The organism is Marinomonas balearica (assembly GCF_004362145.1).
GTDB classification, from domain to species: domain Bacteria; phylum Pseudomonadota; class Gammaproteobacteria; order Pseudomonadales; family Marinomonadaceae; genus Marinomonas; species Marinomonas balearica.
In genome coordinates this window covers 283,934-306,516 of sequence record NZ_SNXC01000010.1, presented here as the reverse complement: position 1 = coordinate 306,516, position 22,583 = coordinate 283,934, and the positions used below count along the sequence as shown (strand labels likewise).

The following is a 22,583-nucleotide window of genomic DNA, read 5'->3' as shown; positions in this document are numbered from 1 at the left end:
TACTTAGCTATTTTTTTCGTTTGCGTCAGTATCATCTGCTTTGTTTGGCATCAGCTCAGGCCAAGCCGCTTTCAAATACACATACATAGACCAAAGTGTCAGTAAGGCGGCAACAACCAACACCCACTCACCTACGTTTGCCCATTCTGTTTCTGGCTTATTGCCAAGCAAGATAACAATTGCCAACATTTGCATTGAAGTTTTTAGCTTACCAACATAAGAAACGGCCACACTTGCGCGTTTACCGATTTCCGCCATCCACTCTCTCAAAGCTGAAATGACGATCTCTCTGCCGATAATGACGGCGCCTGCCAACGTCATCAATGGGTTAGAATAGCTTGCAATCAAGAGTGCCAACGCAACCGACACCATGACCTTATCTGCGACCGGATCAAAGAATGCGCCAAACGGCGTTGCCTGATCGAGTTTTCTTGCTAAGAAGCCATCCAACCAATCCGTAAACGCAGCAATGGCAAAAATTATTGCGCAGGTGTGATATTTCCCTTCCCAAGGTAGGAAGTACAAACCTACCATTATAGGAATCATAAAAATGCGAAGTGATGTCAGAATATTAGGTATGTTCATTGTTTTCCAAACAAATACAGCTTAATGAAAAATTTTCGGATCTAAACAAGAGTTAACACATGAGTGTTTCATTTTTAAGGTTACACCCTGATCTATCAGTATTGAGGATCCAATCAGGTACTTAGCTTAACTTTTATGAAGGTATTGGTATATCTCTTCTGCCTTTTTTGCACTGATTCCTTTTACTTTTGCGATTTCCTCCTGACTTGCAGCAAGTAACTCCTGATAGCCTCCAAAGGAGGTTAGGAGCGCTTTCCGGCGAGTTTCTCCAACTCCAGGAATATTTTCCAACACAGAATGACGACGCTTTTTATCCCGCCGTCTGCGATGGCTTTTTACAGCAAACCGGTGGGCTTCATCTCGAATATGCTGAATAAGATGGAGCGCGGAGGAGTCTGGAGGCAATACAACCTCATCTTCCTTTGAGCCGATATAGAGCGTTTCAAGCCCGGGCTTTCGAGTATCCCCTTTAGCAACGCCAAGTAGGAATATATCAACCAATCCTAACTCTTTCAGCACATCTTCTGCCTGAGTTAACTGACCTTTGCCTCCGTCTATCAACAACACATCAGGAGCATCAATCTCTCCGTCTTTAACTCTTTTATATCGACGCTGAAGAGCTTGCTTCATCGCACCATAGTCGTCACCCGGCTCGACACCTTCTATGTTAAAGGAGCGATAACGTTTTTTATCAGGCCCTTCCGGTCCAAACACAACACATGACGCCACTGTCGCTTCACCACTTGAGTGGCTGATATCAAAACACTCCATGTGATTTGGGGGCGATTTAAAGCCTAACACTTTTTGCAAGGCCGCAATTCGACTGAAGTGATTGCGCTTATCCATTAACCTAGCCTGCAAACCTTGCTCGGCATTCAATTTGGCAAGATCAAGCCAACGAGCACGCTGTCCTCTTACCTGAGAGGTCAATTCTATTTTCCGTTTTGATGTTTCAAATAGCGCCGCTTGGAGTACGTCTATGTCTTCCATATCGTGACTTAAAATAATCGATTTTGGCAGCTCTTGCCCGCCAGACAAATAAAATTGAGCGACAAAATTACTAAGTAATTCCGCTTCTGATATTTCAATCGGCATTTTAGGGTAGTAGCTTTTGCTTCCTGTTACTTTACCCTGACGAACCAGCATAAGGTGAACACATAGCCCACCGGGTTGGATAATCGCCGCGACAATATCAGCATCGCCGCTTTGCCCATACACATGCTGTTCTTCTTGTATGTGTTTGAGCTGTACAACCTGATCTCTCAACTCCGCCGCTCGCTCAAACTCCATATCAACAGCAGCAGCTTTCATCTGCGTTGTAATTTCACTGACTAATTCTTGGTTTTTCCCTTCTAAGAACATACGCGCATGGCGCACATCGGTTGCGTATTCTGCATCTGAAATCAGACCTTCTACACAAGGGCCAGAGCAACGTTTGATTTGATATTGAAGGCATGGGCGGGCGCGGTTTGCGTAATACGAATCTTCACATTGACGAACTTTAAACACCTTTTGCATGGTGCTCAAACTCTCTCTTACTGCGGTGCCACTAGGGAATGGCCCATATAACTTACCCTCTCCCTTTTTACCACCTCTCCTGAATAGAAGCGCGGGGTGATCATGGTTAGACAATAAGATATAAGGATAGGATTTATCATCACGAAGTAAGATATTATAAGGAGGACGATGCTGCTTGATCAGAGTTTGCTCAAGCAAAAGTGCTTCGGTTTCACTTTTCGTGATGGTCACTTCGATCGCATCAATACGACTGACCAGAGCCATGGTTTTTGTCGTTAAACCTGTTGCCCGGAAATAACTGGAAACTCGATTTTTTAAGTTTTTTGCTTTACCAACGTACAGCAATTCATCCTTACCGTACATTCGATAGACCCCAGGCCTTGCCGTTAAATGACGGACAAAATGCTTAGGGTCAAACTCTGAATTGTCCACGCAGCCTCGTTTTATACGTTTTGATATACTTGCGAAGAAGCAGCCTACTTACATTAACCTAGGCCGAGAATGTTGTAACGCATCGCCAATCGCGCAAGTTCAACATCACTTTCTATGTTTAGCTTCGAGAAGATACGTGCTCTGTATGTGCTTACTGTTTTTGGGCTAACATTTAATTGATCGGCTATTTCGTTCGATTTTTTACAATCCACTATCATCTGCGCTACCTGAAGCTCTCTTTCAGATAAAGCGTGCAACGGAGAATCGCCGTCGACCGATGATGTTTTTGCTAACGCAATTTTTTGGGCCACACTTTTTGATATGTAACGCTCACCCTTCGATACTGTATCAATTGCATCTAGCAGCTCCAATGATTCCGCACCTTTTGTAACGTAACCACTTGCTCCTGCTTCGATCAATTTTGTAGGGTATGGATTGTCGTCCATAGCCGATAAAGCAACGACCTTGATAGAAGGGTAACGACGTGTAATCTCCACTGTTGCCCCTAGCCCGCCAATTCCTGGCATGTGTACATCCATAAGAACGATATTGGGTTGCTCTTTACGAATAAAATCCAGAGCTTCTTCTCCGCTGTGAGCCACACCAATTACCGCCAATTCCGGCGCATCCTGCAACACTCTTTTTAATCCTTCACACACTAAATCGTGGTCATCCACTATGAGTATCTTGTGCACTGTTGTCTCACCACCCAATACATTTATAGCTTTTACAGTCTTTTTGGTTGTCTTTTACTTTGTCTTTATATTATCTCTTAGCGCCGTTTCAGCCTAGATAAATATATGCATTTGGTTACATTGTTTACGTTTTTAAACATTTATCGCCTTAATCAGGGATGTTTTCTTTATATCCCATTGTAATCAGTTGATTTTTTGCACGCTCTCGATACTGCTTACGAATCAATGTATTAGGCGTTTTATGAAGATAGTACATGATTGGCGCAATTTCATCTTCTGATACAGATATTGTCGCTGCAATCTCCGTGATGATCTGAGCAACGTTCAATGTCGCTTTATTTTCAATCAGTGTCACAGTGGGAATGCTGAAGTTTTCGCCTTCAATTACTCGATCAACCAAAGACAAGTAGGCTTTCTCAAATACAGACCAAGTTACGTGTTCTTCTTCGGTCTTCAATTTAAACCAGCCGACGTCACAACCCGCATGAAAAACCACTGGATGAGACCAATTAAACTCTCTTGGATCAATTCGGCAACGAGCGGCTTCTGCGTACGCACTGCGAGGGTCTGCCATTCCATAGGCTTTGTAAGCTGAGTGAATGACTTTTAGAAATTCCGAAATAGAAGGCGGCCACGCAAATTGCTCTTTTGCTCTCTCTACCGCATACGCTAACAAAGGCTCTTTAAAACCTTTAAGAGCAATCGCCCATTCACGTTTGGCAAGCTTAACTTCTTCTGTGGTGCTGTATGCTGATGCAAATTTATGAGTGTATATTGCTTTAAAGCGAGCAAACAGCATATTCACGAGCAGGCGGGTTCTTTGCTCTTCTTCTGTTTGTTGGGCACTGTCTGCCGAATTGCGCCCGGCGTCCGAAGCGTTACCAGTCTGTGTCGTGGATGTTTGTGAGGGCGCTGCTAATTTGCTCACGAGAGGATTTGCCAGATGGTGAGCTGACTGAGGTTCCTTCATAGGACTGCCTATCTGATTGTTTATATTGCCATTGTCGTTTTACGTATTTGAAAAATTCGCTGTTCCACGTACGCACATTTTTACGCTGTTCTCTGATGCGTAGCAAAAATTCAGTCTGGAGCTCCACTGCAAACTGACGAGGGATGCCAGATTGACAAATTTGTTCAATGGTCGCTTCTTCTGGTAGCCATTGATCTGGCTGGCGCGTTCGCTCTTTTTGCTCAAGATAGATATCAAAATCAGAAACACCGCGACGATCTTGTTGCGCAGGATAGCCCGATGAAAAATTCGAATCGGTTTGAGCGCTGTGATTCTGCGCCATTGGCTGAGTATGCCGAGGCTGAGACCCGGGGCTTTTTACCCGCGCAGCTGGCGTAACCCTGTTTGCCGAATATCCTTCGTTCGGGGCCATACTCCCCTTCTCTTTTGCTGCGCGCTGAAGTTTTCCAACTTTTGAAACAACATCGTTTTCTACTTGAGATGAGTAACCATTCGGCTGAGCGCTCTGCGAATGAGCCGCCTCCAAAGAAGCATTGGCAGATTGAGCAGCCCCTGTCTGCGTCGCAAGCTGAACGTCAATTCCGGTTTCTGTTCGTCGGAACTTCAATTGCCCCATCGCTTGTAGGCTATTCAAATGCCTAATGAGGATAGGTGTGGTCCAAAACGACAACAACGAAGTCAGCGTGTCATCTGGGAAATGCAGGACAGTGTTTCTGCTCATAAAAGCATGTTGCCTTAAAAACGACAACAAGACGCTCTCCTCTAACCCAATCTCGCTTGCGAGCTTGAATGATAACGGCAATGTAAACTCAGAATCGTGCATAGGAATCACTAAAAATCGTGGGCGAAGTAGTTTACCAGAATGGGCACCATTTACCACGATAACTCTAAGTTAGAGACGATATCAAGAAGATTTTTTGCTTTTAACATAAGACTATGACGAAGGTATGTCATTGAACTTTTTTGCTGTTGACAGCAAAAACTCGCCCTTCTATGCTGAAGTTGTGTCGCAACAAAAGAGTAGTATTTCATTCCACTTCGCGACACGCCTATACTGAGGAGAAAGTTGTATGCATACAATTAACATCACAGGCCATCACATCGATATCACTCCCGCGATAAAAGATCATGTTAATGAAAAACTTGAAAAGGTATCAAAACTTAGTGATCAAATTACCTCTGTGAATGTCACGTTAATGAAAGATAGCAAGGAACAAAAAGCTGAAGCTAGAGTTCATTTACCAGGCAAGGAAATATTCGCCGCCGCCACCTCCGAAGAAAGACTGTTTCATGCGATTGACGGTATGATCGACAAGCTTGTTAGGCAAGTTGAAAAACACAAAACCAAACTGACCGCGAATACACACAAATCTGTTGTCGCCTCTTAATATTTCGTTTTAACAATCTAACGAATTGAATATTTCAAACACTGCGCCCTCTATAAAGAGGGCGTTTTTGCATCTAAGAGCCCTCTTTATAGTCTTAAACCACAACGAAATGTAAACACAACCCGCACTCAAGTACATTCAGAGAGACCTTCTAAGGCTCGGTTTCATATCTCTATAACAAATTGTTCCTTGAAGTTTAGAACTTAACCCCCCATATTATGTCTATAGTAAAGACCTAAACCTTAAGGAGAACCCCAATGCGTTATACAGACGCTATTTCGGTACCATCATCAGAGGTCGTCAATAAGACACTTCGAAATACATATGGCCTGTTGGCACTGACGCTACTTTTTAGCGCATTCACTGCGGGCTTAAGCGTGACCTTAAACTTACCTCATCCCGGTTTAATTATTACCTTGGTAGGTTTTTACGGTCTTCTATTCCTAACTCATAAATTCCAAAACAGCGCGATTGGCTTGTTGTGCGTATTCGCATTAACAGGTTTTATGGGCTTAACGCTCGGCCCTGTTTTGAATGCCTACCTTAGCATTCCTGGTGGTGCAAGCTTGATTATGAGCGCACTAGGCATCACGGGCTTATCCTTCTTAGGCCTTTCTGCTTACGCTCTAATTTCTAAGAAAGACTTTAGTTTCTTAGGTGGCTTCATTACCGTCGGCTTTTTCGTACTAGTATTTGCAATGATCGCAGGCATCTTTATCCAAATGCCGGCTTTGCAATTATTCATCTCTGCGGGTTTTGCATTGTTCTCTGGCGCTGTCATTTTGCTACAGACAAGCCAAATCGTACGCGGTGGCGAAACAAACTACATCACAGCTGCTGTGACTTTGTATGTTTCTTTGTACAACATGTTCTTGAGCATTCTTGCTCTACTTGGCATGTCAAACGACGACTAATCGATTGACACTGTGATAGTCAATATCATAGAGAAATAACAAAACTAAAAAGGCCGCTGACTGCGGCCTTTTTTATTGATACCATCCATTCGATTCCGTTTGTGTCGGGTCATCATTCGTCCACTGAAGTCAGGCAGTTAATACACTACATCATGAAATACGCTCTTTTAGTCACGGGTCACCCTACTCAATCCAAGGCTTGCCACTCTGCACTTGCGTTTGCAAAATGCATTCATGCCCACCCCGAGCATGAACTTTTAGGCATCTTTTTTTATGAAGAAAGTGTCGCCGTAGCGAACTGCTTCGCCAATCCGCCCCGTGATGAATACAACCTACTCGCACAATGGGAAGATTTTCATAAAACCGCTACCTGCCCGCTGTATATATGCATTGCTGCTGGCATAAGGCGGGGCATATTGAATGAAGCTGAAAGCAAGCGTCATGAGCTTGATGGACAGAACTGCTCAAACAGCTTTCAATTGGAAGGGCTTGGCACTTGGGTAGAATTAAACAGTCAGGCTGATAAAGTCGTTCAGTTTCGTTAGTGAGTCAATGAATTAGGAATCCAGATATGCAAAAAACACTCATTCTTTTTTCCTCCTCTGCGTATGAAACAACCAGCGCAAAAGAGGGCCTTGATCTCGCGCTGGTACTTGGAACCTTCGAACAGCCTGTATCACTCGCCTTTTCTGGAGAGGGTGTCAGCCTGTTACTTGAATCACAATCTCCCGAGAAAGAACACGGAAAGCATTTGTATAAACTGCTGGACGGACTTGAGTTTTACGATATCGATGACGTTTACGCGCTTCAATCTGATATCGAGCTATACAACAGCAAACATGCGCTTTGGGAAGGCGTCACATCACTTGACCAGAATGCTTGGGCAAAGATGCTACAGACCCATTCTCAGATTATCCGGTTTTGAGGAAATGAACATGACGTTACATCAAATCAACAGACCCCATTACACTTCACCGGTAGAGCGAGACTGGCTCCTATCGTTACAAGATGGTGATTCTGTCTTATTATTTGAGTCAGGTGTTCTAAGATCGCTTAAAGCCAACCCAACTATGACGGGTCTGTCGATCGACAAATCCGTAACACTGTACGTTAGATCTTGTGATGTAAAAGCCCACGGTCTGAGTGTCGATGAATCCGTTTATACCATCATTGACGATAACCAATGGTTGGAATTAACCGCTTCGTGCGAACGCATTATCAGCTGGTAATACAAAAACATTCGTTTGATACAATCAAGACCTTAAACCTAAACAATACGAATAACCTCAGTTGGAACACGACTTATACATGCAACCGAAATATGAAAACTTAGCTCTGGATGAAGAAGGCTATTTGCTGAATTTGGAAGACTGGAACGAATCTTTGGCGGAAGAAATTGCCACGATTGAGGGCGTTAGTCTTACACAAGCGCACTGGGAAATTATTCATTTGCTTAGGAAGTTCTACAAGGAATTTGAAGTTTCCCCAGCGATGCGTCCATTAGTTAAAGCGGTGGCAAAGAAACTGGGAGCAGATAAAGGCAAAAGCATTTACCTAATGACACTGTTTCCCGGCAGCCCTCCTAAGCTAAGCGCTAAAATCGCGGGACTTCCCAAACCAGCAAATTGCTTATAATGGCACCTTAGAAGCCCAAGCTCACCAATAACTGTACGAATAGACGCACTCGTTTTCAATCCAAGCTTTAACTCGTAATGTAAAGCCTTTTGGAAATATGTCTGACAGATGAGTGGTAAGACGCACTTGCCACTCATTCGAATCACTGGCAGAAATAAGCTCTGCATCAAGAAAATCAAAATATTTACCATAAGCGGGATACACTGCTTTGAATACGCTTTCTTTAATTGAAAATATCATTGTCAAAGCAATATCTCTTGCGTATCCCCTACTCTCTAACAGAATCACTTCGCCATCGTTCGCGATCATCTTTTGCGTTTCAAACAATAGGTTGGATTTTTCTAAATTTTCAACGTCGATCCCTAAACCGGTTAGATTTTTACTGTTTTTTAGATCATGTGAAATCACGCACGCGACGGCTTGATTGTCAGCGTGCGCAATACTTCCTTTCCAGCCTTTTGGCCAGATTGGGCTTCCATCTTCCGCACGCGAAATGACAACATTGGGAATATTCACATGTTGCAACAAGTTCTGGACTGCTAAGCGCCCTGCTACAAAACTCGCTTTACGTTTAACCACCCATTTTTCATAACCTTCAGGGAAGTCTCCGAAAAATAACGCCTCATAGTCGCTTAGTCTCTCAGGAGAATACTGAAAATATGAAACGGGGACGAACACCCCTGCTTGTAAGTAGAGATCAGATACCTTTGTCATGCCAACGCCTTACCATGCAGGCTCTAGGAGCGTTCAAAAAATTTTATTCACCAGCACTTCTACCTATAAGTTTCAGTGTAATCGCTCGCTTCAGTTAAACATTTAGCGTTGCTCCGCCGTCTACTACAACATCTTGCATGGTAATATGGCTCGACATGGACGAGGCAAAAAACAAGATCGTTTGAGCAATTTCACTTGGTTGGGCTATTTTCCCTAATGGAATCCCCAGTTTAAATTGCTCTGGGAATCCTTGAATGGTGTTGGCTTCTGCCTCTTCACTTGTCCATAACAATCTCTGCATCGGAGTATCCGTTGATCCGGGGCACACTAAATTACAACGAACACCAAAAGGCGCTAGTTCAAGAGCCGCTGTATGATTTAACGCAGACAAAGCGGCTTTCGAAGCACAATATGCGGCCATATTGATGCGCGGTACTTTTGCCGCATTTGAGCTAACTGACACAATACACCCAGATTTTTTCTCTTTAAAATACTCAAGCGTGTTTTTTAGCATTAAAAAAACACCTCCCGCATTCACGTCAAAACACTTTTTAAAATCTTCTAGCGACGTATGTTCCAAGGCGCCCATTTTGAGAATACCAGCCGCATTTATCAGAACATCTGGCCCCTCATTATTGCGGATTAGAGAAGACACCTCACTGGCAACGGACTTTTCATCACTTACATCGAGCAAAATACAAGAATAGGCAAAGCGGCTGTTTCGGTCATCGTGCTCAAATCGAACATCAAAACCTATGACCGTAGCGCCTCTCATCAGAAACTGACGCACAACTTCCCGCCCAATTCCACGCCCTGCGCCCGTTACCCATATCGTTTTCCCTGTAAAATCCAAAGGGTCATAAGCAACAGCACTATTAAATGTCGCCTGCTCCTTGGTCGTTCTATCTGTGGTCATTCGATCACTTCCTTATGCTGCTTACTCTGAACCAGCGCCCACCAGCCATTTAAAGAAGACGCTTGCGCCAATTCAGCAAAAGTCACGTCTATCCCTAGCTCACGCCATTGCGTCACAAAGCTCATAATCTGAATAGAATCCACACCATAATCAATCAGCTCATCACTCTCTTCAAAGTCGGGCACATCGTCATCGTCCAATAGCTCTAAAATCTGTGATTTTAATGCTGAAAACGTCAAAGTGGATGCTTGAGCGTGACTTTTAGCGGATAAAAGAACGTCTTGGGTAGAAACAACTCGACCCGTTCGTCCCGCGGTGTATTTGAGCGCCATCTCATGCTCATCTTCACTAAAATCCGCCATTGCGTCGCCCACCACAAAAGGCTGAATGTCTCTCATAAAGGCATCTGCTGCACTGATCATACAACCTATGTGGGCGTAGATACCGCCAATAATAAGTTGATCTCTTCCCCAGCTCTGCATCATTTCTTGTAAATTGGAGCGATGAAACGCACTGTAACGCCACTTTACCAATACAGTATCTTGCTTACTTGGGGTTAGCTCACTCACGACTGGCTGCAATTCTGGGTAATCATTTAAACCACTGCCCCACATATCATTCAGTAACGCTCGATCCTCCGGCTTTTGATCCTTTGGCTGCGCCGTATAAACAACCGGAATATCGTGCTTATGGCAAAACGCTTTTATATCCGCAAGGTTTCGCTTTAATGTTGTGATAAGTTCTGAGTCTTGATCATAAAAGCGAAGAAAGTACGCTTGCATATCATGGATGAGGAAGACCGCTCGGTTTGGGTCAAGCTTCCAATCAACCTTTCCCTCTGGAAAGCTATCGGCTTCTGGCATTGGGTAAGTCGCAATAGATGAAATAGCCATATCAAATCCTTGTTTACTGTATTTAGTCGTGTCGTTTTTAACGTTCTTTATTGAGGCGTTCGCTAATAATCTGTCTTAGCATCACCTTATTTGGCTTACCAACATGAGTGAGCGGGAGGGTATCAATAAACTCAAATCGATCTGGAATCTTGTAGTCAGCAATGCCATGAGTACGGAGATACTTTCTCAGCCCAACACTTTTAAGCGTGTGAGTTTTTAATTTGGGTACGATAAAAGCACAGCTTTTTTCACCCATTGTTTTATCGGGCATGGACACAAGCGCACTGTGCATAATGAGCTCGTGCTTTAAAAGTAAGTTTTCGACCTCTTCAGCGGCGATCTTTTCTCCCCCGCGATTTATCTGATCTTTATCGCGCCCCACCACCGTTAGATAACCTCGTTCATCCTGTCGAACGAGGTCTCCTGTGTAATAGAAACCCCCTTCATCAAATACTTGACGATTATGCTCAGGCGCATTGTAATAGCCTCGTATCGTATAAGGCCCACGAGTCACAAGCTCTCCAGCCTCTCCGTTCGTTACTTCATTTCCTACTTCATCGACCACTTTTACTTCATCCAGTGAACACATCGGCCTGCCTTGTGTTGTCATAATGGTTTCAATGTCATCATCAAGGCGAGTATAGTTAACCAACCCCTCAGCCATGCCCAGAACTTGCTGCAACTGGCACCCTAGCGTTTGCGGGATTCGACGCGCTAACGAATCGCTCAATTTGGCACCTCCGACTTGAATGAGACGCAGAGAATCAAGCTGCCGCACGCCATCAGGTTTAAAAGAGGCACTCGAATTAGAAGCACTCATGCTGCTTTCTAACGCATCGACCCACATTGCGGCAGCAGGAGGCACCAACGCAGCCATCGTAATGCGATATTTCTCGATAAGATCGAGACATGCCTGAGGTTCTGGGCTTGGTGCCATATACACCGTTCCTCCCGCCCAAAACACCCCAAACGCGCCTGGGGAACTCATCGGATAGTTGTGAGCACATGGCAGCGCACAAAGGTAACGTTCGTCAGAAGTGAGTTCACATATTTCAGCACTTCTTCTAATGCTAAAGTAGTAGTCGTTATGGGTGCGTGGGATTAGCTTCGGTGTTCCAGTACTGCCACCGGAAAGCTGAAAAAATGCGACTTCACCAGAAACAGTGTGCTCGTCTCTTTGCAGTTGCATCGCAAAAATCGATTCAAGGGCGTGTTGTTTTGTCTCGATCGCTTTGGTAAGAACCGTATCAATACTCATCGCCCATTCAGACACCTCAACCAATAGGAAGTGTTCAAGATTTGGCGATAACTTTTTTAACTCAGTTGCAAACGCATCATCCGAGAACAATTTATGTGTGTTACTGCCAATAAATACGGTCGGATTGACCTGTTCACTATAGGATCTAAGTTCACGCTCATTGTGACTAAACAAAGCGTTCACAGGAACTGCACCTAACTTCATTAGGGCAAAGTAAACAATGTAAAATTCTGCGATATTTGGCAATTGTACGAGTACGGTGTCTCCTTCACTCACCCCCAAATTTTGAGCCAAGAAATACGCTAAAACGGAAGACTGCTCTCTTAAATCGCGATACGTAAACGTCCTATGCTCTTCTGTGCTATGCGCCGAGACTCGACCAGTACAAACGATCGCAACTTTGTCATCGTCCCCTTTTAAAATTAAATCTGTTAACGGCTTGTTAATCCAATACCCTTTTTTTCGATACTGAGAAACAAGCTCTTCAGGCCAGCGAGTGAATGAAATCGTCATAGTGCGCTTCTCTCAATTCCAAATGCGTTTAACATGGTTTGCATCTTATTCCCTGTCTCTATCCACTCCATCTCTGGATCGGATTGTGGAACGATTCCAGCGCCTGCGAAGAGACGCACAAAAGCGCCTTTCACCTCAGCACACCGTATGGCGATGGCCCACTCTCCATTTCCTTGTGAATCCGCCCACCCGACGAGACCACTAAAAAAACAACGATCATGCGGCTCTACGTCATCAATGACTTGTTTCGCAAGCTTTGAAGGTGTTCCACCCATTGCAGGAGTAGGATGGATCGACCGAATCAATTCAAAAATGCTTGTATTCGAATCTCGCAGTCGGCCTTCAATTTGAGTTGATAAATGCCACATGGTTGGCGTATTGATCAAAGAGGGAGTATCAGGAATTACCTTGCTACCAACATAGCGAGCTATTGACGAGCGAATAGAATCAACCACCAGACGATGTTCATATTGGTCTTTTGTCGAATTCCAAAGACCATCTGCGGCGGCGACATCAGCCTCTTCATGACACTGTCGCTTTGCTGACCCTGCCAGCGGATTTGAATACACTTTATCCGCCGTTTTACGAATCAACAATTCAGGACTCGCCCCGATGAGAACACCTTCGCGAATAGGAAGATTAAAGTGGTATGCATTAGGGTTCTGTGCCATGACATTTCCCATAAGCCGAGATAAATCCACTGGTTGATCAAGCTCTAGCTCTAATAAGCGAGAAAGAACCACCTTTTTTAATTCCGTATCGCCAAACAAAGTGTGCGCCTGATTAACACCATGAATAAACGCATCGTGTTCGGGGAAGAACTGATGAGCCCGCACCTTATGTTTAAAGCTTCGATCATTGAACAGCGACATATCAAAAGAAGGTACAGATTGAAAAGTAAACCACTCTGGAACAATCAGGTGAGTCGGTTGCTCTAAATCAAAAGGTATTGCGCCCACTACAATTGGATTCTCTACACCGAGCGCCTTTTCTGCTGTAAAAAGCTCATCTAAATGTTGAGTAAACAGTGGGTCTGCCAATGGCCGCTCCAATACCTTCTTTGCTCCCTTGCATCGTACTGAGCTTGAATTTGAGTAAAACAAAAATGGAGCAGATGCCGTAATAGAAGCTGACTTGGAGTAGCCAGAAACGAGTGTATCCATAAGAAAAGTCCTCACTCTTAAATGATCATGTAAACCATTCGCAAATGATAATAATTATTGTTCAATTTATCCAGTCTTTTTATTGAGCTTATTTTTTTGCGTATTATTTAAAGTATGAGGACTTAAAAGCAGGAAGAAATTAGTGTAAATTAGCCTTAATTACGAATGATAATACTTATCAATACTATAAATATGATTTGTAATCGTTTTCCATTGACACGGATACCTAACACTAAGGACATGTTCATGTTTTCCAAAACCTCAATTTCTTTTGCATGCTTCGACATTCGAGTAGCGAATCGAAACATCATCAAAGCGACTGCGGCAGCGGTAATGGCCTTAGCTCTGTGCGCGTGCGAAGACTCAAATACAGCCACAGAATTGAAAATCGATCACGTTTCTAAAGACCCTGACGGCTGGCCACGAACTTTAATGACCAGCAAAGGGCCAGTTACTCTTACAGAAGCACCCAGCCGCATCGTATCGACCAGCGTTACCATGACGGGAACCCTTCTCGCAATTGACGCGCCGGTCATCGCCTCTGGTGGCACCGTGGCAAACACAGCCGTTGCGGACGAAAAAGGGTTTATGCGTCAGTGGAGCAATACGGCCAGTCAGCGGCGTCTAATCCCTCTGTATCAAAGAGAGCCTGATGCCGAAGCGATCGTTGCTCAAAATCCCGATCTGATTTTAATTTCAGCCACAGGAGGAGACTCAGCTCGAAAACTGTACGACCAACTGAAATCCATTGCGCCAACGGCACTTATTCGTTACGACAATAAAAGTTGGATGCAACTTGCAACACTGTTAGGTGACTTTTTAGGGAAAGAAGACAATGCGGAATCGGTCATAGCTGACTTTGAATCGAAAATCAGACGTTTTACAAAACGCGCCGTACTCCCTCCTCAACCAACTACTGCAATGGTCTATTACGCCGATGGCACAGGTGCAAATATTTGGACTCCTCAGTCTGCACAAGGGCGATTACTTAATGAATTAGGTTTTGAACTCGCAACACCTCCTGAGTCGGTAAAAGGCGATATCAGCATGGGGCAGCGCAGCGATATTATCATTGCAACGGGTGAACGATTACCTGATGCAATCAACGGGCAGAGCCTGCTGCTCTTTTCAGCCGAAAAAGAACAAGAAAATAAGGTCAAGTCGAACACTTACCTAAAAGACACTCCCGCAGTTCAAAACCACGCTGTGTATGCTGTTGGCGATGACACATTTAGGATGGATTATTACAGCGCCAGCAATTTGATTTCGAGATTAAGTCGCTTGTTTATTGAGAATAATACGCCTCTTGCTGTCAGCTCACGCACTGAAGAGCCAAACAATGCAGACCTATGAATCATCCGTACCGAGTACAACTAACCTTCAACCTGTACATGCGGAAAAAAACAGACATCAGCTGCATGCTCTCTCTAGAAAAAAACGTTTCTTCTGGTTAATCGCCAGCGTTGCTATGTTGATTCTCGTCGCTTTTGCCAGCCTAACCATAGGCTCAAAACCCATTTCCATTGTGTCAATTTTTCAAACATTAAATGGAAACGATATCGGGCTTGAAAGCGCCATTATTTGGGAAGGCAGAATCCCTAGAACACTCAATGGGCTCTTTGTGGGTATGGCGTTGGGTGTATCCGGTGCATTGATACAAGCGATCACTCGCAACCCGCTTGCAGATCCGGGAATATTGGGGGTTAACGTAGGTGCAAGCCTTGCGATCGCCATTGGCATTGTGTTCATGGGAGCATCTTCATTAATGGATTTTTTTGTTTTCTCCGCTGCGGGCGCTTTGATTACAAGTGTTCTTGTGTACGCAATAGGACAAAGCAAAGGGCGACCAGACCCACTTAGACTTACATTAGCCGGAGTAGCAATCGGAGCCGTGTTAGGCGGCATCAGTTCCGGCCTAACATTATTTAACCCCAGCGCATTTGATGCTATCCGCTTTTGGGTTATCGGTAGTTTGGATGTCAGAACTCTCGACATTCCATTGTTTATTGCTCCTATTGTTATTCTTAGTTGCATCGCTGCATTCTCTCTCACTCCGTCCTTAAACACATTAGGGTTAGGCGACGCTCTGGCCTCGACGCTCGGTACTCACATTATTAAAACACAAGCAGCGTGCTTAATTATCATTACATTACTCTGCGGATGCGCCACTGCTGCCGCAGGCCCAATTGGCTTTGTTAGCCTAATGATGCCACATATCGCAAGATGGATGGTGGGGCCAGATCAACGGTGGATTATCCCATTTTGCTGTTTGCTCACGCCTATTCTTCTTATCAGTTCCGATACGGTTGGCCGAGTCATTTTAACCAGTGAATTGCAAGTATCTGTGGTAACAGCCTTTATTGGAGCGCCCATTTTAATTTATCTCGCACGGCAGAAAGAGGCATCCAGATTATGAAAACGCTCCAATCTCTGAATACTGGCCAACGAGTGAACATGATTGAACGATTACGAATTCCATTCACGCTGACTAAAACACAGATTTTTGTTCTCTTAGGTCTCTTTCTTCTCTCCACTTACTCTTTATTTATCGGGCAACATGTTTCTGGTTCACTGTCTGATTTATTGTCAAACCTGCTGTCAGGTACCTTGTTTGACCCTTTGCAATCAGTTGTTATCTGGCAGTGGCGCGCTCCGCGTATCTGTGCCGCAATTTTCATCGGAGGAGCACTTGGCGTAAGCGGCGCTATTTTTCAGTCGTTAGTCAAAAATCCTTTAGGAAGTCCCGATATTACGGGTTTTAATGTAGGTGCATTTACTGGTGTATTGCTCACTATGGCTTTTATCGGTGTTCATTTTTGGCTGGTTGTCATTGGCGCAATTGGCGGTGGACTATTTGCGGCTATGTTGGTCTACCTGTTTGCCTATCGTGATGGTATGTCGGGATTCCGCTTGATCATTGTAGGAATCGCAGTCAGCGCCATGTTATCCGCTTTCAATATGTGGCTTTCGCTCAGCGTTTCTTTGGAAACAGCGATGACTGCCGCTCTTTGGAGTGTCGGTTCATTAAACGGAATAACATGGGCAAAATTGATCCCTATTAGCCTATTCCTAGGCATATTGTTGGTGTTTTCAGCAATGTTAGTCACGCGAATGAAGTTACTTGAAATGGGGGATGATTTGGCTGCTGCCTTAGGTGTCAGCGTACATAAAACTCGCTTATTGCTTATGCTGATTGGCGTTTGCTTAACCGCTGCACCAACGGCAATAACAGGCCCTATCGCGTTCATCTCCCTTGCTGCTCCTCAAATTGCAAAGCGGTTAAATTTATCCAAGCAAAACTCAAAAAAATGTTCATTATTTTCTGCGGCGTTGGTCGGCGCATTTCTACTTGTAACAGCCGATTACTTAGCTCAATACGCCCTTCCCGAAACAAAGTTTCCCGTCGGTTTGGTGACCATAAGTTTGGGTGGAGTCTATCTTGTGTATTTAATTTCAAACGAATCGAAGAACTAGCGAAATAAACCTATGACGATACTCGACGCTCAATCCGTCACTCTCAGTTATGACAAGCATGAAATCGCCAAAGATCTCAGCGTTTCCATCCCTAAAGGAAAATTCACAGTCATAGTTGGGCCGAATGCCTGTGGGAAATCAACGCTCTTGAGAGCGCTAAGCCGGCTACTACCGCCGCAAAAAGGTCAAATATTACTTAACGGCGAAGACATTCATACACTGCCCACTAAAGATATCGCTAAACGCTTAGGGTTGCTTCCACAAACAGCAACTGCGCCAGATGGTATAAAAGTAACCGATCTTGTTGCTCGCGGCCGATACCCACACCAAAAGTGGTTTCAGCCTTGGAATCAGGACGATCAAAATGCAGTTAACCTCGCTCTTGAAGTCACCGACACCACAAAATTCGCCTCTCAACAGGTAGACCAATTATCAGGCGGACAAAGACAAAGAGTTTGGGTTGCGATGACATTAGCGCAAGATACGCCGTTACTGTTGCTGGATGAACCTACGACGTATTTAGACATTGCTCATCAAATAGAGCTACTGGATCTCTTTAAAGACCTTAATTTAAAAAACGGTCGTACATTGGTAGCGGTTCTTCACGACTTAAATCACGCCTGTCGCTATGCAGATAACCTAATCGCGATGAAATCTGGTCGCATTGTTGCGACAGGCAAACCGAGTGATATCGTCAATGAATCACTTATTGAAGAGGTCTTTGGTTTGAAATCTGTAATTATTAATGACCCTATTTCCAACACCCCAATGATTGTACCTAAAGGCCGGTACTGAGCATTCATAGTGTATGTTGAAGCTGATACTTATATGGGAACGCTTCTTTCGAAAACACCTGTTATCTAAAAAGCGTAAAAACCTGTATCAGCAAACAACATTTAGGAACGGTCGCCAACGAGTAAAATCAACGTCGCCAAATAGCCTGCCCGGCTTTTTTATCAATCAAATCCAAACGTTCTTCATGCCCTGCAAGCTCCTCTGCGTTAGCGCGCAGCACTTTTAACATGGGTCTGTCTGGAGAAAGCCGTCTAATTTCACCCGGATTATCGGATCCACCGCCTTCATTTTCACCGTTCATTGATAAGCCTAGACTGGTTTGCCCACCCGTCATAAGCAAATAAACATCTGCTAGTATTTCGGAGTCAAGCAGTGCGCCATGCAGTTCACGATGCGAGTTGTCTATGCCGTAACGCTTACATAAAGCATCCAGATTATTTTTTGCGCCCGGATGCTTTTTGCGTGCGAACGCTAAGGTATCAAACACATCACAAACTTCAGATGTTTTTGGATAGTTCCCGAGCATTGAGAACTCATGATCCATGAAACCTACATCAAACGGAGCATTGTGAATGACGAGTTCTGCGCCGCGAATAAAATCCAGAAATTCCTGAGCGATCTCGTGAAACCGCGGTTTGTCTAAAAGGAACTCGTTACTAATACCGTGAACTCGAAACGCCTCTTCTTCCACTTCGCGGTCTGGATTGATATAGACATGAAAGTGCCGATTGGTGAGCTTTCGCCCAATCATCTCAACACAACCAATTTCTATAATTCGATGACCTTGTTTGGGGTCAATACCGGTTGTTTCGGTATCCAGTACAATCTGTCTCATTTCTTTCTACCCCTTCGCTCGCAACTCTTCGATACCTTGATTAGCAAGTTGGTCTGCTATTTCATTTCCTTCAATTCCAGCATGGCCTTTGACCCATTTCCACGTTACTTCGTGGCGCTGACATTCGCTGTCTAGAAGTTGCCATAGGTCTTTGTTCTTAACGGGCTGTTTAGAGGCCGTCTTCCACCCCTTCTTTTTCCAACCCGCTAACCACTCACTAATGCCCTTCTGAACATAAGATGAATCTGTATAGAGTGTTACTTTGCAAGATTCTTTAAGCGCCTTTAAGCCTTCAATTGCGCCCATTAACTCCATTCGATTGTTGGTAGTATCGTGGTCACCGCCGCACAGTCTTTTTTCATGTGGGCCAAAGGTTAACCAAGCGCCCCATCCGCCTATTCCGGGGTTTCCTTTACATGCGCCGTCTGTGTAGATTGTTACGTCTTTCAATCTGGAATCTCTTTAATTGTCGGTTTTGTTAAAGGAGTCACTCGTACACGAGTGCCTCTCCAACGGGGTTTTATCGGTATATACCGCTTCGTTTCTTTCGTCACGGTTAATATATAAACACCACCAAATGGCAGTTTTAAAAATTTAAAATACTGACCAAGCCAATGAAATCGACTCCGCCATTTATCGGACTGAACCGGTGGTGCATACGAAATAAATTGTCGCTTTTCTAATACAAGGCCGGCGACTTTAAGCCAATCTTCTAAGCGTGCGTGGCTAATAAAACGACCGCACCACGGCGCACTTTTACGCTGTGAAAATAAACGCCGTAATCCCCACATACTCCAAGGGTTAAAGCCAACTATAATCATTTTTCCACTGGGCAATAATGTTCGGGCGGCTTCACGTAGATCATCATGAGGCTCTAACGAAATATCCAATGTGTGGTGCAGTACATGAAGATCGACACCATCGCCTTCAAGAGGCAGCTCACTGGAGCGAGCGATAATACTCGAATCTGGTGCACCCAATTCTAAAGCTGGCGCAATATAAAACGATTCCCGCATTCTATGATTCTTTATACCAAGATCGTGGAGCGGAGTTTGGATAGAAAGGTAGTAACCCACACCGTTATCCATCTCTTCGTCAATTGCTCGAATCTCGCGCTTAAGAAGCTGCTCTCCGAGCGACGTTTGATACCACTGCTGGAAAAATTGTCTTGATTGATCATCCAACATACAATGTTGCTCTTTAGTGTTGTTATATGCACCTGTATTAATGGTGCGAGCTAATGCATAAGTTTAGTCGAGAGAAACCACTATATGACGATTTACCCGCTTCCCTCATTAAAAGATAATTATATCTGGTTAATCCAGGATAATGATAGTTCTGATATTTGGGTCGTTGATCCCGGCGATGCCAAGCCAGTACAAACCCACTGTGCGAAGCACAACCTCACGATTAAAGGCATTATTGTTACACACCACCACTGGGATCACACCAATGGAATTTTGGCCTTGAGAAGTAAATTTAACTGTCCTGTTTATGGCCCAAAACACCTGCACCCCAAGCTGATATCGCACCCACTAAAAGAGGGTGATACCGTAAACATCTTTGAACGAATATTCACCGTGTGGGAAATACCCGGCCATACCTTGGATCATCTTTGTTATGTTGATCAAAAAGATAAGCCGCTTATTTTTTGTGGCGATACTGTTTTTCGTGGCGGATGTGGCCGATTAATGGAAGGAACCGCGACACAAATGCTTACGGCCATATCCAGAATCGCCGCGCTCGATCCGAGCACTCTAGTATACGCAACCCACGAGTACACGTTAGTAAACTATCAATTCGCCAAATCACTGGAACCCACCAACCAACAATTACTCAATAACGAATTAACATGTCGTGAATTAAGAGCGACCTCTACGCCGACACTACCAACGACCGTTGGACTTGAAAACGAAACCAACCCCTTCTTTAGATCTTCGTTCTCGCATGTTGTTACTGCAGCTGCACGTCAACTTGATGAACAACCTGACCAAACGCCCGATGGCGCATTTGCACAAATTCGTCGCGCAAAAGATGTATTTTAGTGTTTTTTATAAGTGATTTACGCCTGTTTGCGTATTTTAGTTGACGTTCACGGCCAGCAAGATAGAATCTCGCTCACTTTAATCAAAAATTGTGCACTTCATGATCAAATATATTTTAGGCGTAGTATTCTTAAGCATATCGCTCTCTGGCTGTCAGGGACTCACAAAAAAAGGCGAGTCAACTACAGAAAGTGAGACTGAAATAACACAAGCGAATTCTACTGCGCCTGAAATAATCAATGAAAACTTAGGTGGATCGGATACCGATGCAGAGAGCCCGATTGACAACGTTCCTGCCGTTACTAACCAATCCTCACCTCAAGACGTACAAGCTGAGAACGACGCAGAAACACAGCATAAAGTCGCCGTTACACCGCCTGAGCCAAAGGCTCCAGTAGATATTTGGGAACGGATCAGGGCTGGTTATAAGCTTAATCTGGATGTCGATCAGCCTCGTTTACGCTCTCAGCTTCGCTGGTACAGCTCACACCCTAATTACCTAACTCGCGTATCTAAGCGCGGCGAGCGCTACCTCTATTTCATTGTTGAAGAGTTAGAAAAAGCGAATATGCCATTGGAAATTGCGCTGCTTCCTATCGTTGAGAGTGGCTTTGATCCTTTTGGCTACAGTCACGGCCGCGCTTCTGGCCCATGGCAGTTTATCCCTTCGACGGGCCAGATTTATGGATTAGATCAAAATTGGTGGTATGACGGCCGACGTGATATCACACTCTCGACGAAAGCCGCCATCGCCTACCTAACGAAATTAGGCAGAATGTTCGACGGTAACTGGCTGCACGCATTGGCATCATACAATTCTGGCGAAGGCACGGTGATGCGTGCCATTCGTAAAAATAAAAAAGCAGGAAAGCCAACGGATTTTTGGTCATTAGATTTACCAAAAGAAACGCGCGCGTACGTACCTAAACTGCTCGCACTCGCGAAAATCATTAAAGACCCCGCTAAATACAGCTACACGACTCACTTTATTGTCAATAAACCGTACTTTGAACAAGTCAATATCGGCGGTCAGATCGATTTAGCGCAAGCTGCAAATATGGCTGACATCAGCATTGATGAGATTTATCTGCTGAATCCTGCATTCAACCAATGGGCAACAGCACCTAACGGCCCACATAAGTTATTGGTTCCTATTTCTAAAGCCAAAAATTTCCGTACAAAACTCGCGTCCATTAGCCCTAAAGACCGCGTCACTTGGGTTCGTTATACCGTAAAAGCGGGTGATAATTTGTTAGGCGTTGCCAAATCACACAACACAACCGTCGATGTATTGCAGGATGTAAATAAAATATCGTCGTCACTTATTCGTGTTGGTCAGCAGCTAATGATCCCTGTTGCGGGGAATAAAATTGAAAGCTATACGTTAAGCTCCCATCAAAGGTTGCTGACAAAGCAATCCACTTCTCCGTCTAGAAGTCGCATCAAGCTTAACTACACGGTTCAAGCGGGCGACAGCCTTTGGAAAATTGCAAAGCAATACAATACGAGCTCTAAAACACTTGCACGCTGGAATAGCATGGGGCTGGGCGATCCATTAAGACCGGGTAAAAAACTGGTTGTTTGGGTTAAATCCGACAAAGCCACTAACACCAATGGCCGTAAGAGCATCATTAAGAAAGTGGTTTATACGTTACGTTCTGGTGATTCGCTCGCTCGTGTAGCCAATAAATTTAATGTATCTTTAAGCAATATCCGAAAGTGGAACCCCAACGTATCGAAGAAAAAATACGTACAGCCGGGCGACAAAGTAACCTTGTTAGTCAACGTGGTTGGTGGTTAAAGACATAATTTCTCAGAGCTACTAATAAATACTAAAAAA

Annotated in this window: 25 protein-coding genes; 12 read left to right on the top strand and 13 right to left on the bottom strand. The window is 44.3% G+C overall.

From position 1 onward, the window contains the following. Window positions 1-3: 3 nt before the first annotated feature. From pgsA to DFP79_RS06530, 5 genes are all read right to left on the bottom strand, one after another. Complete coding sequence (gene pgsA, locus DFP79_RS06550) at window positions 4-585, bottom strand: CDP-diacylglycerol--glycerol-3-phosphate 3-phosphatidyltransferase (RefSeq protein ID WP_133503137.1); 582 nt, start codon at window positions 583-585, stop codon at window positions 4-6. Window positions 586-711: 126 nt separating this feature from the next. Then, the gene (uvrC, locus tag DFP79_RS06545) at window positions 712-2,535 is read right to left on the bottom strand and encodes an excinuclease ABC subunit UvrC (protein WP_133503136.1); all 1,824 of its coding nucleotides are present in this window, start codon (window positions 2,533-2,535) and stop codon (window positions 712-714) included. A 53-nt stretch (window positions 2,536-2,588) separates the two neighbouring features. After that, complete coding sequence (locus DFP79_RS06540) at window positions 2,589-3,230, bottom strand: response regulator (RefSeq protein ID WP_133503135.1); 642 nt, start codon at window positions 3,228-3,230, stop codon at window positions 2,589-2,591. A gap of 148 nt (window positions 3,231-3,378) precedes the next feature. Then, window positions 3,379-4,158, bottom strand: coding sequence for a replication protein P (locus DFP79_RS06535; RefSeq protein WP_133503134.1), 780 nt, complete (start codon window positions 4,156-4,158; stop codon window positions 3,379-3,381). After that, a complete protein-coding gene (locus DFP79_RS06530; protein WP_133503133.1) occupies window positions 4,109-5,080 on the bottom strand; it encodes a DnaT-like ssDNA-binding domain-containing protein in 972 nt (323 codons plus the stop codon). Before DFP79_RS06530 ends, DFP79_RS06535 begins: the two co-directional genes overlap by 50 nt. A gap of 190 nt (window positions 5,081-5,270) precedes the next feature. Here DFP79_RS06530 and hpf point away from each other — a divergent pair, with 190 nt between their 5' ends. The 6 genes from hpf (at window position 5,271) to DFP79_RS06500 (ending at window position 8,137) form a co-directional block, all read left to right on the top strand. Next, window positions 5,271-5,588 (top strand): ribosome hibernation-promoting factor, HPF/YfiA family, encoded by a 318-nt coding sequence (gene hpf / locus DFP79_RS06525; RefSeq protein WP_133503132.1) that lies wholly within the window; start codon window positions 5,271-5,273, stop codon window positions 5,586-5,588. Between the two features lie 257 nt (window positions 5,589-5,845). Then, a complete protein-coding gene (locus DFP79_RS06520) occupies window positions 5,846-6,502 on the top strand; it encodes a Bax inhibitor-1/YccA family protein (protein WP_133503131.1) in 657 nt (218 codons plus the stop codon). A gap of 101 nt (window positions 6,503-6,603) precedes the next feature. Continuing rightward, window positions 6,604-7,047 carry a sulfurtransferase complex subunit TusD gene (tusD, locus tag DFP79_RS06515; protein ID WP_243730216.1) on the top strand — a complete coding sequence of 148 codons (444 nt, stop codon included), beginning with the start codon at window positions 6,604-6,606 and terminating at the stop codon, window positions 7,045-7,047. Between the two features lie 26 nt (window positions 7,048-7,073). Next, window positions 7,074-7,427 (top strand): DsrE family protein, encoded by a 354-nt coding sequence (locus DFP79_RS06510; RefSeq protein WP_133503130.1) that lies wholly within the window; start codon window positions 7,074-7,076, stop codon window positions 7,425-7,427. 10 nt (window positions 7,428-7,437) lie between these two features. Next, on the top strand, window positions 7,438-7,731 hold the full coding sequence (locus DFP79_RS06505) for a DsrH/TusB family sulfur metabolism protein (RefSeq protein ID WP_166637659.1): 294 nt from the start codon (window positions 7,438-7,440) through the stop codon (window positions 7,729-7,731). A gap of 79 nt (window positions 7,732-7,810) precedes the next feature. Continuing rightward, window positions 7,811-8,137, top strand: coding sequence for a TusE/DsrC/DsvC family sulfur relay protein (locus tag DFP79_RS06500; RefSeq protein WP_133503128.1), 327 nt, complete (start codon window positions 7,811-7,813; stop codon window positions 8,135-8,137). A 21-nt stretch (window positions 8,138-8,158) separates the two neighbouring features. Here DFP79_RS06500 and DFP79_RS06495 read toward each other — a convergent pair whose 3' ends face one another. From DFP79_RS06495 to DFP79_RS06475, 5 genes are all read right to left on the bottom strand, one after another. Then, window positions 8,159-8,851: a 4'-phosphopantetheinyl transferase family protein gene (locus DFP79_RS06495; protein WP_133503127.1), complete on the bottom strand. Its 693-nt coding sequence runs from the start codon at window positions 8,849-8,851 to the stop codon at window positions 8,159-8,161. Window positions 8,852-8,945: 94 nt separating this feature from the next. Further along, window positions 8,946-9,767: a 2,3-dihydro-2,3-dihydroxybenzoate dehydrogenase gene (gene dhbA / locus DFP79_RS06490; RefSeq protein WP_133503126.1), complete on the bottom strand. Its 822-nt coding sequence runs from the start codon at window positions 9,765-9,767 to the stop codon at window positions 8,946-8,948. Beyond that, a complete protein-coding gene (locus DFP79_RS06485; protein ID WP_133503125.1) occupies window positions 9,764-10,660 on the bottom strand; it encodes an isochorismatase in 897 nt (298 codons plus the stop codon). The genes dhbA and DFP79_RS06485 overlap by 4 nt, the downstream gene beginning before the upstream one ends. 37 nt (window positions 10,661-10,697) lie before the next feature. Beyond that, a complete protein-coding gene (locus DFP79_RS06480; protein WP_133503124.1) occupies window positions 10,698-12,431 on the bottom strand; it encodes a (2,3-dihydroxybenzoyl)adenylate synthase in 1,734 nt (577 codons plus the stop codon). Continuing rightward, window positions 12,428-13,594, bottom strand: coding sequence for an isochorismate synthase (locus DFP79_RS06475; protein ID WP_133503123.1), 1,167 nt, complete (start codon window positions 13,592-13,594; stop codon window positions 12,428-12,430). The genes DFP79_RS06480 and DFP79_RS06475 overlap by 4 nt, the downstream gene beginning before the upstream one ends. A 246-nt stretch (window positions 13,595-13,840) precedes the next feature. On the opposite strand from DFP79_RS06475, the gene fepB reads away from it, so the two are divergent. The 4 genes from fepB to DFP79_RS06455 are packed head-to-tail and all read left to right on the top strand — an operon-like array spanning window position 13,841 to window position 17,863. After that, entirely contained in the window at window positions 13,841-14,947 is a 1,107-nt protein-coding gene (gene fepB / locus DFP79_RS06470) for a Fe2+-enterobactin ABC transporter substrate-binding protein (RefSeq protein ID WP_133503122.1), read from the top strand. Beyond that, window positions 14,934-16,010, top strand: a complete 1,077-nt coding sequence (locus DFP79_RS06465) for a Fe(3+)-siderophore ABC transporter permease (protein ID WP_133503121.1) — start codon at window positions 14,934-14,936, stop codon at window positions 16,008-16,010. The genes fepB and DFP79_RS06465 overlap by 14 nt, the downstream gene beginning before the upstream one ends. Next, window positions 16,007-17,068 carry a FecCD family ABC transporter permease gene (locus DFP79_RS06460; protein WP_243730215.1) on the top strand — a complete coding sequence of 354 codons (1,062 nt, stop codon included), beginning with the start codon at window positions 16,007-16,009 and terminating at the stop codon, window positions 17,066-17,068. Before DFP79_RS06465 ends, DFP79_RS06460 begins: the two co-directional genes overlap by 4 nt. A 12-nt stretch (window positions 17,069-17,080) precedes the next feature. After that, window positions 17,081-17,863 carry an ABC transporter ATP-binding protein gene (locus DFP79_RS06455; RefSeq protein WP_133503120.1) on the top strand — a complete coding sequence of 261 codons (783 nt, stop codon included), beginning with the start codon at window positions 17,081-17,083 and terminating at the stop codon, window positions 17,861-17,863. A 127-nt stretch (window positions 17,864-17,990) separates the two neighbouring features. Here the strand turns inward: DFP79_RS06455 and dnaQ are convergent, their stop codons facing one another. From dnaQ to DFP79_RS06440, 3 genes are read right to left on the bottom strand one after another with little or no spacing between them, the layout of a single operon-like run. Next, window positions 17,991-18,698: a DNA polymerase III subunit epsilon gene (dnaQ, locus tag DFP79_RS06450; RefSeq protein ID WP_133503119.1), complete on the bottom strand. Its 708-nt coding sequence runs from the start codon at window positions 18,696-18,698 to the stop codon at window positions 17,991-17,993. A 6-nt stretch (window positions 18,699-18,704) separates the two neighbouring features. Beyond that, a complete protein-coding gene (rnhA, locus tag DFP79_RS06445; RefSeq protein WP_133503118.1) occupies window positions 18,705-19,148 on the bottom strand; it encodes a ribonuclease HI in 444 nt (147 codons plus the stop codon). Next, window positions 19,145-19,885, bottom strand: coding sequence for a class I SAM-dependent methyltransferase (locus DFP79_RS06440; RefSeq protein ID WP_133503117.1), 741 nt, complete (start codon window positions 19,883-19,885; stop codon window positions 19,145-19,147). The genes rnhA and DFP79_RS06440 overlap by 4 nt, the downstream gene beginning before the upstream one ends. Window positions 19,886-19,969: 84 nt before the next feature. Here DFP79_RS06440 and gloB point away from each other — a divergent pair, with 84 nt between their 5' ends. Together gloB and DFP79_RS06430 are read left to right on the top strand one after the other, a co-directional pair. After that, a complete protein-coding gene (gene gloB / locus DFP79_RS06435) occupies window positions 19,970-20,743 on the top strand; it encodes a hydroxyacylglutathione hydrolase (protein ID WP_133503116.1) in 774 nt (257 codons plus the stop codon). A 100-nt stretch (window positions 20,744-20,843) separates the two neighbouring features. Beyond that, a complete protein-coding gene (locus DFP79_RS06430) occupies window positions 20,844-22,544 on the top strand; it encodes a LysM peptidoglycan-binding domain-containing protein (RefSeq protein ID WP_133503115.1) in 1,701 nt (566 codons plus the stop codon). Window positions 22,545-22,583 lie beyond the last annotated feature (39 nt).

Bases quoted from the DNA above. Each gene is read 5' to 3' on its own strand.
- DFP79_RS06480 (WP_133503124.1), bottom strand. From the start codon at position 12,431: ATGACGATTTCATTCACTCGCTGGCCTGAAGAGCTTGTTTCTCAGTAT.
- DFP79_RS06505 (WP_166637659.1), top strand. From the start codon at position 7,438: ATGACGTTACATCAAATCAACAGACCCCATTACACTTCACCGGTAGAG.
- pgsA (WP_133503137.1), bottom strand. From the start codon at position 585: ATGAACATACCTAATATTCTGACATCACTTCGCATTTTTATGATTCCT.
- DFP79_RS06455 (WP_133503120.1), top strand. From the start codon at position 17,081: ATGACGATACTCGACGCTCAATCCGTCACTCTCAGTTATGACAAGCAT.
- dhbA (WP_133503126.1), bottom strand. From the start codon at position 9,767: ATGACCACAGATAGAACGACCAAGGAGCAGGCGACATTTAATAGTGCT.
- DFP79_RS06520 (WP_133503131.1), top strand. From the start codon at position 5,846: ATGCGTTATACAGACGCTATTTCGGTACCATCATCAGAGGTCGTCAAT.
- DFP79_RS06500 (WP_133503128.1), top strand. From the start codon at position 7,811: ATGCAACCGAAATATGAAAACTTAGCTCTGGATGAAGAAGGCTATTTG.
- hpf (WP_133503132.1), top strand. From the start codon at position 5,271: ATGCATACAATTAACATCACAGGCCATCACATCGATATCACTCCCGCG.
- DFP79_RS06430 (WP_133503115.1), top strand. From the start codon at position 20,844: ATGATCAAATATATTTTAGGCGTAGTATTCTTAAGCATATCGCTCTCT.
- DFP79_RS06495 (WP_133503127.1), bottom strand. From the start codon at position 8,851: ATGACAAAGGTATCTGATCTCTACTTACAAGCAGGGGTGTTCGTCCCC.
- DFP79_RS06475 (WP_133503123.1), bottom strand. From the start codon at position 13,594: ATGGATACACTCGTTTCTGGCTACTCCAAGTCAGCTTCTATTACGGCA.
- DFP79_RS06440 (WP_133503117.1), bottom strand. From the start codon at position 19,885: ATGTTGGATGATCAATCAAGACAATTTTTCCAGCAGTGGTATCAAACG.
- DFP79_RS06485 (WP_133503125.1), bottom strand. From the start codon at position 10,660: ATGGCTATTTCATCTATTGCGACTTACCCAATGCCAGAAGCCGATAGC.
- DFP79_RS06465 (WP_133503121.1), top strand. From the start codon at position 14,934: ATGCAGACCTATGAATCATCCGTACCGAGTACAACTAACCTTCAACCT.
- fepB (WP_133503122.1), top strand. From the start codon at position 13,841: ATGTTTTCCAAAACCTCAATTTCTTTTGCATGCTTCGACATTCGAGTA.
- DFP79_RS06510 (WP_133503130.1), top strand. From the start codon at position 7,074: ATGCAAAAAACACTCATTCTTTTTTCCTCCTCTGCGTATGAAACAACC.
- DFP79_RS06460 (WP_243730215.1), top strand. From the start codon at position 16,007: ATGAAAACGCTCCAATCTCTGAATACTGGCCAACGAGTGAACATGATT.
- gloB (WP_133503116.1), top strand. From the start codon at position 19,970: ATGACGATTTACCCGCTTCCCTCATTAAAAGATAATTATATCTGGTTA.
- dnaQ (WP_133503119.1), bottom strand. From the start codon at position 18,698: ATGAGACAGATTGTACTGGATACCGAAACAACCGGTATTGACCCCAAA.